The organism is Leptospira paudalimensis, from assembly GCF_026151345.1.
Classification (GTDB): Bacteria; Spirochaetota; Leptospiria; order Leptospirales; family Leptospiraceae; genus Leptospira_A; species Leptospira_A paudalimensis.
The window spans coordinates 2,203,533-2,223,194 of the sequence record NZ_JAMQPR010000001.1 but is presented as its reverse complement, the minus strand read 5'-3'; the positions used below and the strand labels follow the sequence as shown (position 1 = coordinate 2,223,194).

The 19,662-nt window shown below is 37.5% G+C and carries 12 protein-coding genes; all 12 read left to right on the top strand.

All coding sequences use genetic code 11. From position 1 onward, the window contains the following. The 12 genes from ND855_RS10365 (at position 1) to ND855_RS10310 (ending at position 19,629) form a co-directional block, all read left to right on the top strand. Complete coding sequence (locus tag ND855_RS10365; RefSeq protein ID WP_265358271.1) at positions 1-1,155, top strand: LIC10775 family protein; 1,155 nt, start codon at positions 1-3, stop codon at positions 1,153-1,155. An 18-nt stretch (positions 1,156-1,173) separates the two neighbouring features. After that, entirely contained in the window at positions 1,174-1,959 is a 786-nt protein-coding gene (locus tag ND855_RS10360) for a hypothetical protein (protein ID WP_265358270.1), read from the top strand. Between the two features lie 99 nt (positions 1,960-2,058). After that, complete coding sequence (gene kdpA / locus ND855_RS10355) at positions 2,059-3,690, top strand: potassium-transporting ATPase subunit KdpA (RefSeq protein WP_265358269.1); 1,632 nt, start codon at positions 2,059-2,061, stop codon at positions 3,688-3,690. Between the two features lie 12 nt (positions 3,691-3,702). Continuing rightward, entirely contained in the window at positions 3,703-5,754 is a 2,052-nt protein-coding gene (gene kdpB / locus ND855_RS10350; protein ID WP_265358268.1) for a potassium-transporting ATPase subunit KdpB, read from the top strand. Further along, entirely contained in the window at positions 5,751-6,341 is a 591-nt protein-coding gene (locus tag ND855_RS10345; protein ID WP_265358267.1) for a potassium-transporting ATPase subunit C, read from the top strand. The genes kdpB and ND855_RS10345 overlap by 4 nt, the downstream gene beginning before the upstream one ends. Further along, positions 6,338-8,914, top strand: coding sequence for a sensor histidine kinase (locus ND855_RS10340; RefSeq protein ID WP_265358266.1), 2,577 nt, complete (start codon positions 6,338-6,340; stop codon positions 8,912-8,914). The genes ND855_RS10345 and ND855_RS10340 overlap by 4 nt, the downstream gene beginning before the upstream one ends. Before the next feature lie 18 nt (positions 8,915-8,932). Then, on the top strand, positions 8,933-9,613 hold the full coding sequence (locus ND855_RS10335; protein ID WP_265358265.1) for a response regulator transcription factor: 681 nt from the start codon (positions 8,933-8,935) through the stop codon (positions 9,611-9,613). 142 nt (positions 9,614-9,755) lie between these two features. After that, the gene (locus ND855_RS10330) at positions 9,756-11,018 is read left to right on the top strand and encodes a porin (RefSeq protein ID WP_407658711.1); all 1,263 of its coding nucleotides are present in this window, start codon (positions 9,756-9,758) and stop codon (positions 11,016-11,018) included. A gap of 149 nt (positions 11,019-11,167) precedes the next feature. Then, positions 11,168-11,548: a hypothetical protein gene (locus tag ND855_RS10325; protein WP_265358264.1), complete on the top strand. Its 381-nt coding sequence runs from the start codon at positions 11,168-11,170 to the stop codon at positions 11,546-11,548. A 79-nt stretch (positions 11,549-11,627) separates the two neighbouring features. Then, complete coding sequence (locus tag ND855_RS10320; RefSeq protein WP_265358263.1) at positions 11,628-13,304, top strand: hypothetical protein; 1,677 nt, start codon at positions 11,628-11,630, stop codon at positions 13,302-13,304. Positions 13,305-13,313: 9 nt separating this feature from the next. Further along, positions 13,314-13,790, top strand: coding sequence for an LA_3150 family lipoprotein (locus tag ND855_RS10315; protein ID WP_265358262.1), 477 nt, complete (start codon positions 13,314-13,316; stop codon positions 13,788-13,790). 235 nt (positions 13,791-14,025) lie between these two features. Then, positions 14,026-19,629 carry an alpha-2-macroglobulin family protein gene (locus tag ND855_RS10310; protein ID WP_322113535.1) on the top strand — a complete coding sequence of 1,868 codons (5,604 nt, stop codon included), beginning with the start codon at positions 14,026-14,028 and terminating at the stop codon, positions 19,627-19,629. Positions 19,630-19,662: the final 33 nt, after the last annotated feature.

Genomic DNA, 19,662 nt, shown 5'->3' with positions numbered 1-19,662 from the left:
ATGTCTAGAGAGAAATATTCTCTCTCCTTTTTACATTGGAATTGGACTTTTTGTTTTGTTTCACTTACGATCCTTTTGGGTTTCGGGAACACATACCTACATTCACAAAACCAACCGAGTGTCATTGTTGATCCTCTTCTCCAAAAACCTTGGATCCCAGATGCAGAAGAGGAAGAATCGAGAAGTTACCATCGATTTTTAAGCGAGTTTAAAAACAAACAAACCTCTATAAAAAAGAAAGATCGTTTTGGTAGGAATTACCTAGTGTCTCCATCAGGAAAAATTAGGTTTCTCATCGATGATGAATATTATAAAGAATTTCCACTCCAAACAGAAGCAGACATCGCAGCAAAAGAATTGGAAGTTTTGTATGAAGTAAGAAAGGAAAAGGATGTCGTATTCCTTGGAAAGGGGATCCACCTCTGTTACCGATTAAAAAAAGAAAAAGATTCAGGTTTTTTTCCTGAATGGTTGATTCGTTCGAATGAAATTACGAATCGAGCGGCCAATGAATGGTCAGACCAAACCATTCCATTAGATTTGGTAAGTGATCCTTATGGATGTTATGTGGATGAAGTTTCTTTACGAGATTATTTGTATCTGGAATCTGAATCGTTTCGTTATCGATTGAAAATCCCATCGACTCTACGTTACGAAGGTCTATACGGAAATCGACTTGGGATTTATGGTGAAAATCGAGATAGTATTTATAGGATCGTACGGTTTGTTGAGTTTTTATCCAATTACCTTCCTGAAGGACAAACAGAATGGGAAGAAGCTTTTCTTTTGCAAGTCTCAGGTAAAAAAAAGAAAACAATACCAAAAATCATTTTGTCAATTGGTTCTAGTTTTGATAAAGTAAGACCTCTACGGAATACTAAAAATTATTTTGTATTTTGGGACTCTCTTCGTTCCTTAAACAAAAGCCAAATGCGAAAACTGCAATTCAAACGTTCAGAAAAAGACAATGTTTATTTGAGTGAATGGGTTGAAGTAGATGATATCGGGAACCGAATCGAAATGGAAATGAAAGAATATTATTTATACAACGCTCCGAGAGGTTATTTTTTAGCATTATCCTATCCAAAACGAGAAAAAAAGAAAGCAGATGAGTATTGGAATACAGTTCGAAGTAGTTTTCTTGTGAAAGATTAAAATCGATTAGGAATCAATATGTTTGTTTCTTTTGTTGAAAATAAAAATCGGAAAAAACCAGAACCTAGTGATGGGGCTCCTCCGTTATTCTTTCAACTATGGTTAGGTTTGGCATTTATATTTGGATTCAGTGTCGTATTACTACCGTTTGGTGTTTATTGGCCACTTTCAAATTCCATTTGGATCTTACTCATCTTCTTTTTGCCTTTGGTTTTTTTAGGAATTCACTTCATCAAATCAAGTGGGTATAAAATCCTTTTTGCTGTTTTTTTGTCATTACTCGCAGGAGGGAATGTTCTTTTGTTTTTAGGGGATGCCATTGGTTACAAGTTAGGCCTCACTTCCCAATTTGATGTTTTACCAGAAGAGTCTCATTTAGCAATGGGGAATCGATATTTGTATTTGCGGGAATTTTACTTAGATGATTCTGATTCAGGTTCGTTTCGATCTCACTTACTTGTTAGACGTAGATCAGGTAGTGTTGTTTATGGTCCAATGATTACATTCCATTACAAAAGGATTCGTGCAGTTTCAGGAAAGGAAACAAAATTGCCCATCTATGCTTTGTGTTATTCGAAAGAAAATGGAAACTGTTCAGTCTCTAGTTTATTTTCGGGAGGAGTTTTGTTAAAAGAAACGATCTGGGAAACGAAAGAGGCAAAGTTGAATCAAGATTCTATCTTTATCATTTGGAAAGATCGATTGGATTCAGAGTTTGAAACAAAGGGTATATTTTCGTTTTTATTTTTCATTTTACTCCATCTGATTTGGGGGATTGTGGTTTATTTTCCGTTTTGGAAATGAAGTAAGATCTTTTAATCTTAATACAATCTTAATACCATCTGTTAGCTTCTTAAGTTCCCAACACTTTACCAAAACTGAATTTTATGCGACCATGAAGCTATGGTTGAATTACTCTATTTTCCATTTTTCATTGGGTTACTGATTTTAGTATCACCATTTTTCGGTTATTACATGGCATTCATTTTGAATGCAAAAATTTTGCCAGGGGAAACAATTTTTAACCATTTCCTTTATTCTGGTGAACCAACGAGCCAAAGTGCAAAACAATACTTACATAGTATGTTTTGGTTCCATCTCTTGGGTGGCGGAATTCTTTTTTTGGTTTTACGATACCAGAATGTTTTACCTCTCAATGCGAAAAAAATCGAAGGCATGGATTGGGACTTAGCTCTCAATACCACGATCTCTTTTATTACCAATACCAATTGGCAGGCCTATTCTGGTGAAAGCCAACTCAGTTATTTTTCCCAAATGGTAGGGCTTACACCTCAAAATTTTTTAAGTGCAGGAGTGGGGATTTCGGTACTAACGTTTGTGAGTCGAGCCATTGTCTCCTCCTCTGAACAAAAGTTTGGAAATTTTTGGCAAGATCTGTTTCGTTCCACGTTTTATATCTTATTACCTATATCGATCCTTGTTGCCATTCTTTTAATTTCCCAAGGTGTGATCCAAACTTGGAATGAACCTCTATCTTTATTAGGAACAGAAAATCAACTTATCCCACTTGGCCCTGCTGCATCTCAAATTGCGATCAAACAACTGGGAACCAATGGTGGGGGATATTTTGGAGTGAATAGCGCTCATCCCTTTGAAAATCCTACGCCAATTTCTAATTTTATCGAAATGTTTTCGATTCTCTTTATCCCTGCTTCCTGTGTATTTTTGTATGGAAAGATTACCAATTCCTTCCGACATGCATGGGTTGTTTTTTTCATTATGTTAAGTTTGCTTGTCTTCGGCTTTTTTGCCGTATTTTTTTCGGAATGGAATCATCTAGGATTTTGGGAAGGAAAGGAAACTCGGTTTTCGTTAACGGAATCAACTTTGTGGTTGTCAGTTACGACTGCAGCATCAAACGGTTCTGTCAATTCTATGCATGATAGTTATTCTCCGTTAGCTGGTGGAATTGGAATTTTCCAGATTATGTTAGGTGAAATCATTTTTGGTGGAGTTGGAGCAGGGATGTATGGAATGATTCTTTTCCTGATCCTTACCGTATTCTTGTCAGGACTTATGACAGGAAGAACCCCCGAATATTTTGGGAAAAAAATTGGAAGTTATGAAATCAAATGGACTTTGTTTGGAATCCTAACACCAACCGTTTGTATTTTGATCGGAACTACCATTACCATTTTTTTAAACTCTGGTTATGCTGCAAAAGGACCACATGCACTTTCACAGATCCTCTACGCATTTAGTTCTGCGTCTGGCAATAATGGCTCTGCATTTGCTGGATTTGGAGCAGATACCTTGTGGGGAAATTTATCTCTAGGCTTCTGTATGTTAGTTGGACGATTTAGTGTGATTTATGCAGTCATAGTTGTTGCAGCAAGTTTAGGAAGTAAAATTACAACAAAATCTTCAGAAGGAAACTTTCGTTTGGATACCGTTTTGTTTGGGGTTCTAAGTTTCAGTGTGATTGTGATTGTTTGTGGATTGTCTTTTTTTCCAGTATTGGCTCTTGGTCCGATTTTGGAAGAGTTACTGATTCGAAGTGGAATTTTCTATTAAGAGGAATTATATATGAAGCCTAACTATTTTATTTCCAAGGAATTGTTTTTTTCCTCCATCGGGAAAGCATTACAAAAATTTTCACCTAAATATGCATTTTCTAATCCAGTGATGGCAACAGTTTGGGTAGGGACCTTACTCCTGTTACTTCAAATTATATATTTTTTAGCCATTGGATTAAACCTGAAGAATGAATTACCAATTTTTTTCTGGTTATCGTTAACTTTGTTTTTTGCCAATTTCGCCGAAAGTGTAGCAGAAGGGCGAGGCAAGGCAAGAGCCGATAGTCTTCGTAAGACAAGATCTTCAACGGTAACAAAACGAGTGGCCCAAGCGGGAGATAAGAATTTTACAGAGATCACATCAAATGAATTGAAGGTAGGTGATATTGTCTTCGTGGAAGCAGGGTCAACCATTCCTGGCGATGGGGAAGTGGTTTTGGGAATTGCCAGTGTGGATGAATCGGCAGTCACGGGTGAGTCCGCACCAGTGATCCGAGAGAGTGGAGGGGATCGTTCTGCAGTCACTGGAGGAACAAAGGTGATTTCGGATTATCTTTATATCAAAATCACGGCAAAACCTGGTGAAAGTTTTATTGATAAAATGATTTCGATGATTGAAGGAGCATCTAGGCAAAAAACACCTAACGAAATCGCCTTGGGAATCTTATTATTTGCATTAACCATTTTGTTTTTGTTAGGTGTATTGACTTTGATGCCAATCGCAAAATTTGTAGGAAATCAAATTGGACAAAATTGGAATTTTGAATTTTCTGTTTGGCTTGCCTTGTTTGTCTGTTTAATTCCAACCACGATCGCCGCGTTACTGAGTGCGATTGGAATTTCTGGAATGGAACGCCTCATTCGTTATAACGTGATTGCCAAAAGCGGAAAAGCAGTCGAAGCCGCAGGCGATATCCATGTCCTGTTACTTGACAAAACGGGAACCATTACTCTCGGTAACAGGGAAGCACATCGATTTTATCCAGCAGATGGTGTTTCGGAAGAGGAACTCGCTGATGCCTCTCAACTTTCTTCTTTATCTGATGAAACACCAGAAGGACGTTCAATTGTAGTTTTAGCCAAACAAAAATTTGCAATCAGGGAAAGAAAATTGAATGCATTAGATGTTAGGTGGATTCCGTTCTCTGCTTCGACTCGGATGAGTGGTGTGGAAGTATATGAAAAGGGATTGGAAGTTCGAAACATTCGGAAAGGTTCGTTTGATTCTATCAAAAAACATATCGAATCATTGGGGGGAGTGGTTCCGCAAAAGGATCTTTTGTTGATTGAGCAAATTTCTAGAAAAGGGAGTACTCCCATCCTAGTTTCCGAAGGAAAAAGATTGTTAGGAGTGATTGAACTCAAAGACATCGTGAAGGGTGGTTTAAAGGAAAGGTTTGCCTATTTAAGAAGAATGGGGATTCGCACAGTTATGATCACTGGAGATAACCCACTCACTGCCGCGGCCATTGCAGCTGAGGCAGGTGTCGATGATTTTATAGCAGAAGCAACTCCTGAAGCTAAGTTAAAACGTATCCGAGAAGAACAAGCAAATGGGTATTTGGTGGCAATGATAGGGGATGGTACAAATGATGCGCCGGCTTTAGCTCAGTCAGATGTGGGAGTCGCAATGAACACCGGGACACAAACGGCAAGAGAAGCGGGAAACATGATCGATTTAGATAGTAACCCAAGTAAACTCATTGAAATTGTCGAAATTGGAAAACAACTACTCATGACACGGGGTGCACTCACAACGTTTAGTATCGCAAATGACGTTGCCAAATACTTTGCAATCCTTCCTGCTTTGTTCTTACCATTGGCTCCCTTAAATATCATGCAATTGTCTAGTCCCAACAATGCGATTCTTTCTGCTGTGATTTTTAATGCTTTGGTAATCCCTGCTCTCATTCCACTTTCTTTACGCGGTGTTAAGTATGTTCCTAAATCTCCAGACCAAGCATTACTAAGGAATTTCCTGATCTATGGTGGTGGAGGTATGGTGTTTCCATTTATTGGAATCAAAGTGATTGATGTGATTTTATCTGGAGGAATTTTATGAATACAAAAACATCTGTAAATCAATGGGAAATCACAATTCGATTTCTTTTTGTTTCGATCTTATCCTTTGGATTTTTATATCCACTTGCCATCACTGGCATCGGCAATCTACTTTTTCCTAGACAAACAAAAGGAAGTTTGATCGAATCAGAAGGGCAAATATTAGGAACGGAACTTTTTGCAAGGAATGAAACTGGCATAAATTTATTTCAGTATAGACCAAGTGCTGTATCCTATTCCACGTTTCCCAGTGGTGCATCGAATTTAAGTCCTTCTAGTCTCGAGTTAAAGGCATTGGTGGAAGAAAGAAAAAGAGAGTTATTAGAAAACGAAATTGATCCAATTAAGTGCCAAGAATTATTGTATACCTCTGGATCGGGACTGGATCCACATATCACAGTTGATTGTGCCTTAGAACAAACAAACCACCTAAGCAAAGTAACTGGGGTCAATTTGGATACCCTGGAAACATTGGTATGGAAAAATGTTGAGTCGCCTATATTTGGATTTATCGGGCGTGCACGAGTGAATGTTACCAAATTAAACCAAACCTGGAAACAAATTCAGTTGGAAACAAAAACAAAATGAATGAAGGCAAACGACCCGAAGATTTTTTGTCTTTAGCCAATCAGTCAGAACCAAACAAATCTGGGACCTTAAAAGTATATTTTGGAATGTCACCAGGTGTAGGGAAAACCTATGCGATGTTAACGGAAGCTCACCATCTAAAACAAGATGGTGAAGATGTTAAAATTGGTATCGTGGAAACTCATGGAAGAGTAGATACAAAAGCCTTAGTGGATGGATTGGAAAGGATTCCACTCAAAAACATTGAATATCGTGGAAAAGTTTGGGAGGAAATGGATGTCGAAACAATCCTAAAAGAAAAACCAGGTTATGTGTTAGTGGATGAATTGGCACATACCAATATTCCAGGCTCTCTCAACAATAAACGTTATCAAGATGTCCTTCTATTATTGGATGCTGGGATCAATGTTTTGTCTACTGTCAATGTTCAACATTTAGAAAGCCAGGTTGATTCGATTGAAAAGATTTTACAAAGTCCAGTAAAAGAAACAATTCCTGATAGTATTTTAGAAAGAGCTGACGAACTTGTGTTAATTGATATTATCCCTGACGAATTGCTGAAAAGACTTTCAGAAGGGAGAGTATATGTTCCAGAGAAAATCATCCAAGCGAAAGAAAATTTTTTCCGAAAAGAAAACTTAACCTATCTAAGGGAGTTATCACTTACTTATACAGCAAAGTACGTCGAAAAAAGAATGCCTCAAGGTAGAGAAAGGATCATGGTTGCAATCTCTGCAAGCCCTCATTCGAAAACCTTATTAAGGAATGCAAAACGATTGTCCCTAGAAAGGAATTCCGAATTGTATGCTTTCTTTTCTGAAAGTGAAGAAACGAAAAATTCTGAATCTGCATTTGCTGTTCGCTCCCATATTAGACTTGCAAAAGAACTTGGTGCTGAAGTAGTTCATTCCTTTGAATCTGATCCTGTGGTGGGAATTGTTTCTGCCATACATGAAAAAAGAATCCATCGTTTGGTGATTGGAGGATCGAGAAAACGAGGACTCTTTCCATTTTTACAAAGAAGTATCACGGAAAAAATTTTGAACCAACTTAAAGATGTAGAAGTGATCATCATTCCTTTCCATGATGATCGGACCTTCTTCCATCTCGATTTTTATAAAAAGTTGATTCCTTCTTCGAGTCTTCGTCAATATGCATCTATTTTTGCTCTGACATCCTTGGTTACGATCATAAATTTATTTATGCTTTCTTACATAGGATATTGGACAGTTTCTATTTTGTATTTATTCTATGTTGCTTTGCTTGGTATGTTCTTCAGTCGAGGTCCTGTATTACTTGCAGCTATTTTATCTGCTAGTTTTTGGAATTTTTTATTCATTCCCCCTATTTATACTTTTTATATATCGAAATTAGAAGATGCATTGATGTTTATCATCTTTATGTTGATTGCTCTCATCAATGGCGGTTTAACCGCTAGGCTTAAAAAAAATGAAACCAAACTTAGGTCACGTGAAGAAAAATTATCTATCTTGTATGAATTAGCACAAAATTTATCCAAAACATCCACATCGAAAGAAATCATTGAAACAGGAGACTCATTTTTTAAACGTATCTTTCCTTTCCCCGTGAAATTGCATTTTTACCAATCGGGTGAATTCATTCCTAGTATTGTAGACCAAAAGGACTTAGCAGTTGCCTCTTGGACGATTAAAAACGGAAAACCTGCTGGTCGGTATACTGACACATTATCACTTTCGAATACTACATTTTATCCACTAGTGTCACCTGGAGGTATAACGGGTGTCATAAGTGTGAAAGCAAGTTTTGAGCCAAGTTTAGAAATGGAAATTTTATTAAATACTGTCGCTAACCAAGTCGCTTTAGCCCTCGATCGAGATGCACTATCCGAAGATTCGAAAAAAAACTATTTAATCAAAGAGTCGGAAAAATTATACAATTTGGTATTTAATTCTCTTTCGCATGAATTAAAAACTCCTTTAACTTCGATTAGAGGTTCTGCTTCAGCCCTGTTAGATCCAGACATTGAATCGAATCCGGAAGCGAGGAGGGCATTACTTGAGGAAATCCAGGAAAGTTCATTGGTGTTGAATTTGCTTTTAGGAAATTTATTAGATATTAGCAGAATCGAATCAGGTTATTTGACCTTAAAAAAGGAAAAGGTTTATCCATCTGATATCATTCACGATGCTATTTCTTACTTAGGCAAAAACAAAACAAATCATACCATTGTTACCAGTTTAAATGAGAATGATAACGAGATTGACTTGGACCGAGTGTTATTTTCACACGCAATTTTTAACTTATTGTACAATGCATGTTTGTACACTCCAGAGGGTTCAACGATTTGGATTTCGATTCATAAATTAAATGATCATACTATGACTTGGGTTGTGGAAGACAATGGGAATGGATTGCCGATCGATTCTTCTCGTATTTTTCAGAAGTTTTATCGTGGTGAATCGTCTGGTAAAATTGGAACTGGGCTTGGTCTTGCCATTACCAAATCAATAGTTGAATTACACGGTGGTCAAATTGAAGCTGTAAATCGAAAGGAAGGTGGGGCAAAGTTTGTCATTGACATCCCTATCTAAAAAGATATAAACAAACCAATGAATCATGATTTGATCCTTTTGGTTGATGATGATAGTGCCATTCGAAAGATGTTACGAATTGCACTTGAGGCAAAAGGTTATCATATCCTCGAAGCGATATCCAAAAAAGAAACAATTGAATCCATCGCACTGCATTCTCCAAAGTTAGTTTTACTCGACTTACAATTACCTGATGGGAACGGATTGGAAGTGATCAAGGAAGTTAGAACCTTTTCAGAGGTTCCCTTTATTGTTTTGTCTGTGATGAATGCAGAAGCGGATAAAATTGCCTTACTCGATGCAGGTGCAGATGATTATATCACAAAACCGTTTAGTATGGGAGAACTCCTTGCGAGGATACGCACTGCTTTTCGACGATTGCCTGTCGAGGATACTCCCACAAATTGGGAAAACGAAAACTTAATCATCGATTTTTCCAATCACCAAGTTTGCAAAAACAATCAGAGTATTAAATTAACACCAACAGAATTTCAAATCCTTACCTATCTAGTGAAAAATTCTGGGAAAACGATCACACATGAAATGCTCATCAAAGCCATTTGGGGAGACCTAGCTCAAAACGAAATGAACTCACTTCGTGTTCACATCACCCAATTGCGTAAAAAAATAGAAGACACACCCAACCAACCTAAGTGGATCACAACGGTTCCTGGTATTGGTTATCTTTGGCTCAAGTGATTCATTTTTTGATTTTAATGTTTTGGTTTTTTGCTATTGTTATCTCAGTAAATAAATCTTAATCTTTTCTTAATTTCAAATCATCAATCATAATCTCTCTCCTATTGTCTAGTTTCATGAATTCTGATACCTTTAAAGAATCATGTTACAACGATTTGCAATGTATTTTCATTTTGAAAATGAATGGATACTGAATCAATTTTCAAAATTTCTTACCGTAGTTTTTACTTTTTTTCTCTTTTTATCTCCGATGCAATCAGAAGAAATCAAAGAGAATGAAGAAGAAACCAAAACTGATGTAAAAGAAAAATCTATTACCGTTCCAAGTTCCTTTCAATTCGGAGGATTTATTGATTCGTATTATCTGTACAACCGAAATCTTCCGAAAGACACAGAAAGAAATTATACAACACAAGCCGTTCGAAATGAAGAATTTAATATCAACTTAGCCTATATCGATGTCAAAGTGGAAGAAAAAAAATATAGAGGACGTATTGCCTTCCAATGGGGAACTTCGGTGAACGCTAATTATGCAGCAGAAATCACAACAGAAAAGTATTCTAATCAAAACTCAGTTAAAAATATCCAGGAAGCATATACAGGATTTAAAATCGGAAAAGACACCTGGATCGACATGGGAATTTTTTTTGGTAATATTGGATATGAATCTTGGATTTCTCAAAATAATGTAAATTATACAAGAGCTTATGCCTTAGATTATGTACCCTATTATTCCTCGGGGGTTCGTTTGACACATCAGTTTACAGACAAGTTGAGTGGACAGGTACATATCTTGAATGGTTGGCAAAACATTACAGATAATAATAAAGACAAATCATTTGGTAGCCAGTTGAAGTATATTTTTAATCAGTATTTTACTTTGACACTGAACCAATTTGTCGGGAATGAAGCACCTAACTTTGAAAGAAAACAAATGCGTTACTATAACAATTCCATTCTTGAATGGAACGTTACCGACAGATTTAAGTTAGTTGGACAATTTGATGTTGGTGCTCAGAAAGCAAAACAAAGTTTTGAATATTCCCCATGGTTGGCAATTTATGATCCAAGTTTAGGAGAATACCGAGAGACTGCTTCTAATGCATATCGCCAATGGTACCATGGAACGATTTGGGCTAGTTTTTTACTGACCCCTGAATACCGACTGAGTTTTCGAGTGGAACGATTTTATGATCCTTTACAAGTTTTGGCAACTACAGGAACTCGGAATGGTTTTATGAGTAATGGTTACACCACCACCTTTGATATCCTAAGTTTTAATCCTGGTTTATTACGATTGGAATATGTCTACCGACGTTCTGCGGATGCGATATTTGCATATCGTGATTCTCAGACTTCTAAAAAGGAAGATTTCGTTCTTGTTGCATTTTCACTGAAATTTTGAATTTCCCTCTTGTTTGGAGCCATCTCATTTCCATTGCAAATAAGAGACAATTGTAAACCGTATGTAATCTATTTGTAACAATAGTCCTGCATACTATTCGATTAATAGCATATTGCCATTTACAAATGCAATTTGTTGTAAAAATGAATATGGAAAGTTCCAGATTTGATTCAGCCTATCGAAACCTGCTATTTGTTTTCTTATTAGCGGGATTTTCTGGGAACCTGTTCTTTGAGAACCAATCTATATACAGGCAAGATTTGGATGAACCCTCCCTCGGGATGGTATACCATTCATCGAAACAACTTCCTTCTAATCCTGAAGAAACGTTTTTATTTAACGAATCAGATTCAAACGACCAGGAAGAAGAAGGTCATTCAGTTGTAGAGTCAAACATTTATGTATTGAATTGTCCCAAGGCGATCGAATCAAATACCGAATGCAAACGGATTCATTTTGAAAATCAGTACTATTTTCATAAATTTAGTTTTTATCACGAATACAACATCCCTCCACCTTCTCTAATTTAATTACAATCTTTAAAACCAAAACGGTAACCCAATTCATTGGGCTAACCAATATTAGATTCTATTTATTTTGGAGAATTAAATGTTTCATCTCTTTAAAAATCCTTTTGGGATACGTATCCCACAAAGGTACATCATCTTATTTTTTTTATTCAGTAGTATTTCTCTTTTCCAACCAGTTTTATCTCAAAGTGCAACTGAGTTATATGAGGACAAGGATACAGGACAAATTTTTACGAAACCAGGGAATAATCGTGTTAAGATAGATAAATTCCCAAGTGTTCCTGATGATCGCACAAACAAAACCAATCACAATGTAACAACGTTACCGGATGCCTTTGCCCATCGCCCCGATGATGTCAGTAAAGAAAAACTTACAATTACAGGAAGGGTTCAGTTTCGTGGTGCGAGTGGAACTGCCCAATCTCCACTTTCCAATGGGCATCGAGATTTTAATGCCATTGATTATGCTTTTAGAAGGTTAAGGTTAGGTGCGATGTATGAGAATGATTGGTGGGGTGCAAGTATCCAACTACGACTTGAAAATATGCTAAATCGTGTTGATCTCTCTCAGACAACACAAACGGTCAATTATACAGATGCCAATGGCAGACCTGGAAGTGTAAACGTTGTCACCAACGAAAGATTAAAAGACAACAGAGGTTATATCCAAGAGGCAGTCATTTATACAAAACTTCCATATGCTGGTGGTAGAATCACGTTAGGACAAATCAATGTTCCATTTAACAGAGAATATATTGGTTCAAGTGCCAATCTTGTCTCTCTAGAAAGGAGTATGGTAACAGCGGCTCTTCCACAATTCGACAATGGTATCATGTTACAAGCAACTCCATTGAAGGAAATTCATCCGAAGTACGAACGTTATCTACATCTATCCTTCATGGTGGGAAATGGAAAAGGTGGCGGTGGTGATTATGGAACGGGAAGAAGGCAAGATCTTACTACTTCCAATCGTTACGGTTTTGTGAATATTTCCCCAATGTATTATGGTAGGGCAGTTTGGAATGTGTTTGGAAGTTTAAAACGAGAATCGGATGGCCGTGAAGTGAATTGGCAAGAGGGAGAGGAAATTTTCCAAAGGGATATGAAATTATCTTTGGGATCAGCGTTCCAACAAACTCAAAACCTTGTCACACCTGCTGTATCTGCGATGGAATACAATGCGGGAACGACAAGTGGAATCTCATTTGTTACACCCCAAGGAGTGAATGGATACCCTTCCGCTGATGGAGGAAGTTCTACCCTCGGATACAATACACAAAATGGTGGTACAACTCCGGGACGAACCAAGATGGGACTCATTGCCCATACATATGATGCTACCTTTACATGGAGTGGTTTTTACTTCAATACTGCGTATACGAAAATGAGTGGGCCTGCATCAAACGGTCTCATCGGTTGGCATACGACATTTGGATACAATATCCCAATAACTAACAAATTTTATCTAATGCCAATCTTCAAATATGACCAATTGATGGGTGATTTTAATCGGAATGGCAATCGTCATGATCCAAACGAAACCTTACGCATTTATTGGATTGGATTAAATTTATTTGGTGATAAACATCATTATAAAGTACAACTTTATTATGAAATTCTAGCAAACAAACTCGATAGAGATGTGAATACAGGAAGTCCAATGCTCATTGACGACAGAAGGATTTACCTCCAAGTGCAAGCTAATTTTTGGACAGGCACTACATCTCCAGAATCGTATGGTTATAGATCAAATTAAAGGATTAACATGAGAAAATTATATATTATATCAATTATCGTATTACAGATGTATTGCGTTCAATCGAAAGTTCAAAACACAGATGGAATGACTGCCTTGTTATTAAATAATGCATCCAATGGAGCCGTATCCGATAAATTCAATAATGGATCTTTGGTCCATATCACAAGAGCGGACCTTGTGAACTTATCCTTTACAGGAGAATGTTATGACAGTTTCACACTCGTTGGAATCATTGTGAGTCCAACTAACTACTACAATACACCACAAGGTGGATCTGGTGGGATTTTGAATACGGATTTAGAAAAGTGGAATCTTTCTCTATCCAATTGTAGTTCTCTTGGATTTTCCCCTCCCAATAATACAAATTTTGGTACGAGCTCACAAAGACCAAACTCCAATCAAACATTTACCTTTAAGATGTATAGTTGTGATCCTAACAATAACCCATGTGCAAACAATGCCATTAAGGCATCGGGTTTTTGAAATGATTGTAGTAGAAACTCTGACTAAACGAAGGAAGTGAAAGTTGAGTTTGATTTTGGTATGAAAATGACGATTCGAAATGGAAAGGATCTAAAAAATGAAAACCTTTTTACGGAAAACGAGGTCTAAAATTCGTTCATAGATGTTTCTCCTTATGAGACCCGCAGGGAGGGGCCAATATCCCTGATTTTCTTTTTTTTCTTTCCAATCCAGTTCCCGTTTCTAATTTCTTTCCATGTTCTTTCGATTCCGCATTTTTTTGTCCGTTTTTCTTTCGCTTATTTTGGTGAGATCCGATTTTTCCCAAGCGACTCCACCTTCCATTGAATTTTTTACTCCCAACGGTTTTATCAAAGAACCCAAACAAGTAACAGCACGTTTTACAAAACCCATGGTGGCCCTGGGTGATGTCCGCCCAGAAACTGAAATTTTCAAAGTGAATTGTCCTTTTCCTGGAACCAGTCGCTTCATTGACTCTACCACTTGGGTGTATGAATTTGAAAAAGAATTACCAGGTGGAGTGGAATGTTCCTTTGTATTAAAAGAGGGAATTAAGTCATTTAGCGGAGAGAAAATACAAGGAGAAAGATCGTTTGGATTCCACACAGGTGGTCCATCAGTTAAGTACGCAACACCTTACCAAGAAAGTACAATTGCGGAAGACCAAGTATTTTTATTACACTTAGATGGAAAACCCGACCTTGGTAGTTTTCAAAAATTTGCCTATTTCCGTTCGGAAGAATTAGGAAATCGAATTCCAGTGGTTCTCATCTCTGGTTCTGAACGAAAAACTTTCTTACAATCGATGGGTAAAAAGGACAAAGAAGAAACCATTGTTTTAAAAGCCAAACAAACGTTTTTGCCAGAAAAACAAATCCAACTTGTTCTTGGGAAAGGCATTAAGTCTATATGGGGTGGTGCCATTCCAGAAGATGAAGTTCTCACTTTCACAGTAAGACCCGTATTTTCTGCACGTTTTAGTTGTGAGAGGACAACAGCTGATGCAAATTGTATTCCAATCCTTCCAGTAAGTTTATCTTTTAATTCTCCCGTCTCACAAGAGTTAATTGAAAAAATTAAATTGGTAGATAAGGATGGAAAGGAATATCCAAAACAAAAAGTGACTAACAAAGGAAACGAATATTCGGATTGGGTAAGTTTTCCTGGTCCTTTCCCAGAAAACACCGAGTTTCAAATTAAAATTCCCGACATAGTTGATGATGCAAACAGAAGTTTGGCGAATAGTGCTGCCTTCCCATTAAAATTTAAAACAGATGAGTTTCCACCGCTTGCAAAATTCAGTGCAAAGTTTGGAATTTTGGAGTCAAAAGCAAATCCTGCTCTTCCAGTCACCTTACGAAACTTAGAAGCAAGTCTCCCCGTCAAATCGACTTCCTTAGGAATGGGTGCAAAAAGCCAAAAAACAATGGACATCGTGGAAATCCAAAAGTGGTTTCAAACATTATCCAAAGTCGAAAGGAACCAATCTGTTTTTCAATCACCTGCCTCCAATGCAAAAGTAAATTCCTTCCAACTACCAAAACCCAATGGCAAAAAACCAATGGAAGTCGTAGGAATTCCTTTTGATTCACCAGGTTTTTATGTAGTTGAATTAACGAGCGAAGTACTTGCAAACCATCTCTTTGCACAAGGTGAAGGAAAAAAAATGTATGTATCGAGTGCAGCCCTTGTTACTAATTTATCTCCTCATTTTAAATGGGGGAAAGATACAAGTTTAGTTTGGGTGACAAGTTTGGATACAGGTCTTCCTGAAGCTGGTGTACAAATTAAAATTTTAGATTGTAGCGGTAATATACGAGGAGCTGGGATCACTGGAAAAGATGGAACTATGCTTTTTGGAAACATCAATTTCCAAGAAGTGCCTTATTGTGGTTATCATGAGTTAGGTTCTGGTCTTACTGTTTTTGCTCAAAAAAATGATGATATCAGTTTTACTTCCAGTACATGGGAAAAAGGAATTGAAAGTTGGCGTTACCAACTCCCTCAAACAAGTGCAGGGTATGCCAATTATTTAGAATCAATTGTTCTCGATCGTACACTTTTTAAAAAAGGAGAGACAGTTCACCTGAAACACGTTAGACGAAGTTTTGGGAATAAGGGTTTAATCCCTGCAGAACCAAAAGACTATCCAAATACCGTTGTCATTAAACATGAAGGTTCAGGAGAAAGTTATACAACACCTCTAGTTTGGTCATTCCCAGGTCATGCTGAGTCCGAGTTTAAAATTCCCAAAAATGCAAAACACGGTGTTTATTTAGTCACCTATCCTTACAACCAAGAGGACACAAGTTATGGACGAACCATCACACAATTTCGTGTGGAGGAATTTCGTCTACCCGTCCTAAAGGGGAATATCCAACTATCTTCCGAATCACAAAACCTTGTATCTCCTAAAGAAACAAAAGTTCTTTTTGGATTGGAATACCTCTCGGGAGGTGGTGCCTCTCTTGTTCCTGTGAAAATCCGTTCACAAGTGGTACCTGGTTATTATAGTCCAAAAGAAGAATATTCTGAATTTACCTTTTCGCCAGAAACCATCAAAGAAGGAAAGTGGAAGGTGAGTGGGTATGAGGAAGAAGAAGTGGAAGAAACAAAACCAAAGGTGTTGTCCACAAATGCAAAAATGGATACAAAAGGATTTTTAGAATACAAATTTGAAAATCTAAAATCCATTCCAGGTTATGGTAACTTTCAAGTGGAAATGGAATATGCAGATCCTACTGGAGAAATCCATACAATCGCAAGGAGTTTTCCAGTTTCACTTTCTGAAGTTCATTTAGGAATTTTACCTGATGGATGGTATTTCACAGAAGACAAAGTAAAACTACAGTTAGTTGTTTTGGATGCAAAAGACAAACCTGTTCCGTCGCAGAAAATTAAAGTAAACGCATACAAAAAAGAATTTTATTCCAATCGAAAACGTCTCGTTGGTGGATTTTATGCTTATGAACACTATGAAGAAGTGAATCAGTTAGGAGAGTTTTGTGAAGGAAAAACTGATAACAAAGGGATTCTCATTTGTGAAGGAAAATCACCTGCTACCGGTGACATCGTTTTTGTGGCGGAAACAAAAGATAAAAATGGAAATCAAACAAACTCTACTTATAATGTATGGGTGAGTTCTAAGGAAGAAGTTTGGTTTGATGTAAGTGATCATAACCGAATGGACATCTTACCTGAAAAACGATCAGTAGAAATTGGTGATACCATCAAAGTCCAAGTGAGATCTCCCTTCCGCGAAGGAACTGCTCTTGTCAGTTTAGAGAGAGAAGGTGTGATTGATTATTTTGTTACACCAGTGAGTGGAAAAGATCCTTTTATCAACATTCCGATCAAAAAAGAATATGCTCCCAATGTTTACGTTTCTGTTTTTCTTGTGCGTGGGCGAATGGGTGATCCTAAACCTACAGGCCTTGTTGACTTAGCCAAACCTAGTTACCGATTGGGGCTTTCTATGTTGAAGGTTGGATACAAGCCGTACAGTTTGTCCGTTTCTGTCACTCCCAATAAAAAACAATACCAGGTTAGAGAAACAGCAGAAGTGGAATTGGAAATTAAATCATCAGATGGTAAAATTCCTACAGAGTCAACTGAGGTTACATTAGCAGTTGTAGACGAAGCATTATTAGAACTTTCTCCCAATCCAACTTGGAATTTATTAGATGCGATGATGGGGACAAGACCTCTGCAAGTTGTCACTTCAACAGCCCAATCCCAAATCATTGGGAAACGTCACTTTGGGCTCAAAGCAAAACCTGAAGGTGGTGGAGGAGGAAAACAATCCACTCGTTCTCTTTTTGAAACTCTACTGTATTGGAAAGGAAAGGTCATTGTAGGAAAGGATGGAAAGTATAAATTTAGTTTTCCATTAAACGACTCACTCACCAGTTTCCGTATTGTTGCCGTTGCTAGTTCTGGTCCTAAAGAATTTGGAACAGGGATGGCAAAAATCCAAACATCCCAAAAAATCCAAACATTCTCTGGAATCCCTCCCGTTGTTCGGATGGGAGATAATTTACAACACGAAGTGACTTTGCGTAATGCAAGCGAAACCAAAGAACAACTTAGGCTTCGACTGAGCGTAGTCGATACGAAAAATGGTTCCGAATTCAAAACGGAATTAGAAACCAAATCGGCTATGTTATCTCCCGGGGAATCAAAAGTGATCACTTGGGATCTGACGGTTCCGGAAGAGATCGTAAAACGTAAATTTTCATTAGAAGTATCTTCACCTAACGGAACAGTGATGGATTCTTTGTCCGTTGAACAAAATGTGATACCTGCTTTTACAGAAAGAGTGTACCAAGCAGGACTTCTGTTATATGAAACACCTTTTAAGGAATCAGCACAAACTCCTCCAGGTTCTAAACCAAATACAGGAAAGATGGTTTGGAAAGCTTCCCCTACAATTTTAACAAGTACATCTGGAATCCAAAAGTATTTTCAAACATATCCTTATTCTTGTATGGAACAAAGAGTTTCAAAAGCGATAGGTTTACGTTCAGACGTTTTATGGAATGATGTTTTAGCAGATTTAAATTCATTTTTAGATTCAGATGGACTTGTGAAGTATTTTGCACGTATGGATTATGGAAGTGAATTACTTTCTGCATATGTTTTAACATCCGCTAAACTAACAAACAAAACCATACCGGATGAAGTTTTATCAAAGATTATGAATGGTTTACAAGGATTTTTGGAAGGTAGGGTTTATGGAGAAAGGTATCGATTTGGTGCCGATCTTGTTGTCAGAAAAATCATCGTTTGGGAAGCCTTAACTCGTTACCAAACATATGAGTGGGAACAAGTGCGTCCCATTTTTGATAACTTGGAATTTTTACCGACTGCATCACTCATTGATTTATCTGATATTTACAATCGTGTGAATGGAGCGGATCCAAAAGTAAATAATCGTCTGTACAGTGTTTTGCGATCAAAATTAAATTTGCAAGGTTCTGAGTTAATCATTGCTGACTCTGGTTTTACCAACCCATGGTGGATTCTTGGAAGTAGGGATTATACTATGGCAAAATTTTTGTTATGGTCCATCTCCGAACCCGCTTACAAAAAAGATATGCCACGGATTGTCAAAGCGTTTGTCAAAATGCAAAAACAAGGAAGGTATGATAGTACACTTGGAAATGCTTATTCTGTTTTAGTTTTTGATCGTGTGAGTAAACTTCTGGAAGGTGAAAAGGTAAGTGGTGGGAAAGTCAAAATCCAAACAGAAAAAGAAACATTAAGTTTGGAACCCAATGGCAAACAAACCGTCACACAAACTCTTGGTATGAACCCTGAAACCTTCACTGTGAGTTATGATGGAAAAGGAAAACCTTGGTTGGAATGGTCTGTACAAAGTGTCCTTCCTTTACAAACTCCTATCTCCAGTGGTTACCGCCTCAAACGTTCTTTTGAACCTGTACAAATGGCAAAACCAGGTGTTTTATCCAAAGGAGATACGATCAAAGTCAGACTGGAAATTGAGGCAGACTCCGATAAAACTTGGGTGGTTGTGGAAGATCCAATTCCACCTGGATCCCTTCCTCTTGGGCGTGGGTTTGGGCGAGAATCACAGGTAAACCAAGACAAACCAGGAGATACTTCTTATTACTTAAGTTTTGAGGAAAAAACCTTGTCCCTCTACCGTGCTTATTTTGAGTACCTGCCCAAGGGAAAACATGTGATTGAACACAGTTACCGCCTAAATCACGTGGGGAATTTTGTCCTACCTCCAACACGTGTGGAAGCCATGTATTCGCCTGAAACACATGCAGAATGGCCTAACGAAATCGTGAGGATTTCGGAAAATAAGGACTAGGAAAAGTTTACGGATAAAGTGGGTTTGGAATGA

Coding starts and splice junctions, on each gene's coding strand:
- ND855_RS10365 (WP_265358271.1), top strand. CDS start 1: ATGTCTAGAGAGAAATATTCTCTCTCCTTTTTACATTGGAATTGGACT.
- ND855_RS10360 (WP_265358270.1), top strand. CDS start 1,174: ATGTTTGTTTCTTTTGTTGAAAATAAAAATCGGAAAAAACCAGAACCT.
- kdpA (WP_265358269.1), top strand. CDS start 2,059: ATGGTTGAATTACTCTATTTTCCATTTTTCATTGGGTTACTGATTTTA.
- kdpB (WP_265358268.1), top strand. CDS start 3,703: ATGAAGCCTAACTATTTTATTTCCAAGGAATTGTTTTTTTCCTCCATC.
- ND855_RS10345 (WP_265358267.1), top strand. CDS start 5,751: ATGAATACAAAAACATCTGTAAATCAATGGGAAATCACAATTCGATTT.
- ND855_RS10340 (WP_265358266.1), top strand. CDS start 6,338: ATGAATGAAGGCAAACGACCCGAAGATTTTTTGTCTTTAGCCAATCAG.
- ND855_RS10335 (WP_265358265.1), top strand. CDS start 8,933: ATGAATCATGATTTGATCCTTTTGGTTGATGATGATAGTGCCATTCGA.
- ND855_RS10330 (WP_407658711.1), top strand. CDS start 9,756: ATGTTACAACGATTTGCAATGTATTTTCATTTTGAAAATGAATGGATA.
- ND855_RS10325 (WP_265358264.1), top strand. CDS start 11,168: ATGGAAAGTTCCAGATTTGATTCAGCCTATCGAAACCTGCTATTTGTT.
- ND855_RS10320 (WP_265358263.1), top strand. CDS start 11,628: ATGTTTCATCTCTTTAAAAATCCTTTTGGGATACGTATCCCACAAAGG.
- ND855_RS10315 (WP_265358262.1), top strand. CDS start 13,314: ATGAGAAAATTATATATTATATCAATTATCGTATTACAGATGTATTGC.
- ND855_RS10310 (WP_322113535.1), top strand. CDS start 14,026: ATGTTCTTTCGATTCCGCATTTTTTTGTCCGTTTTTCTTTCGCTTATT.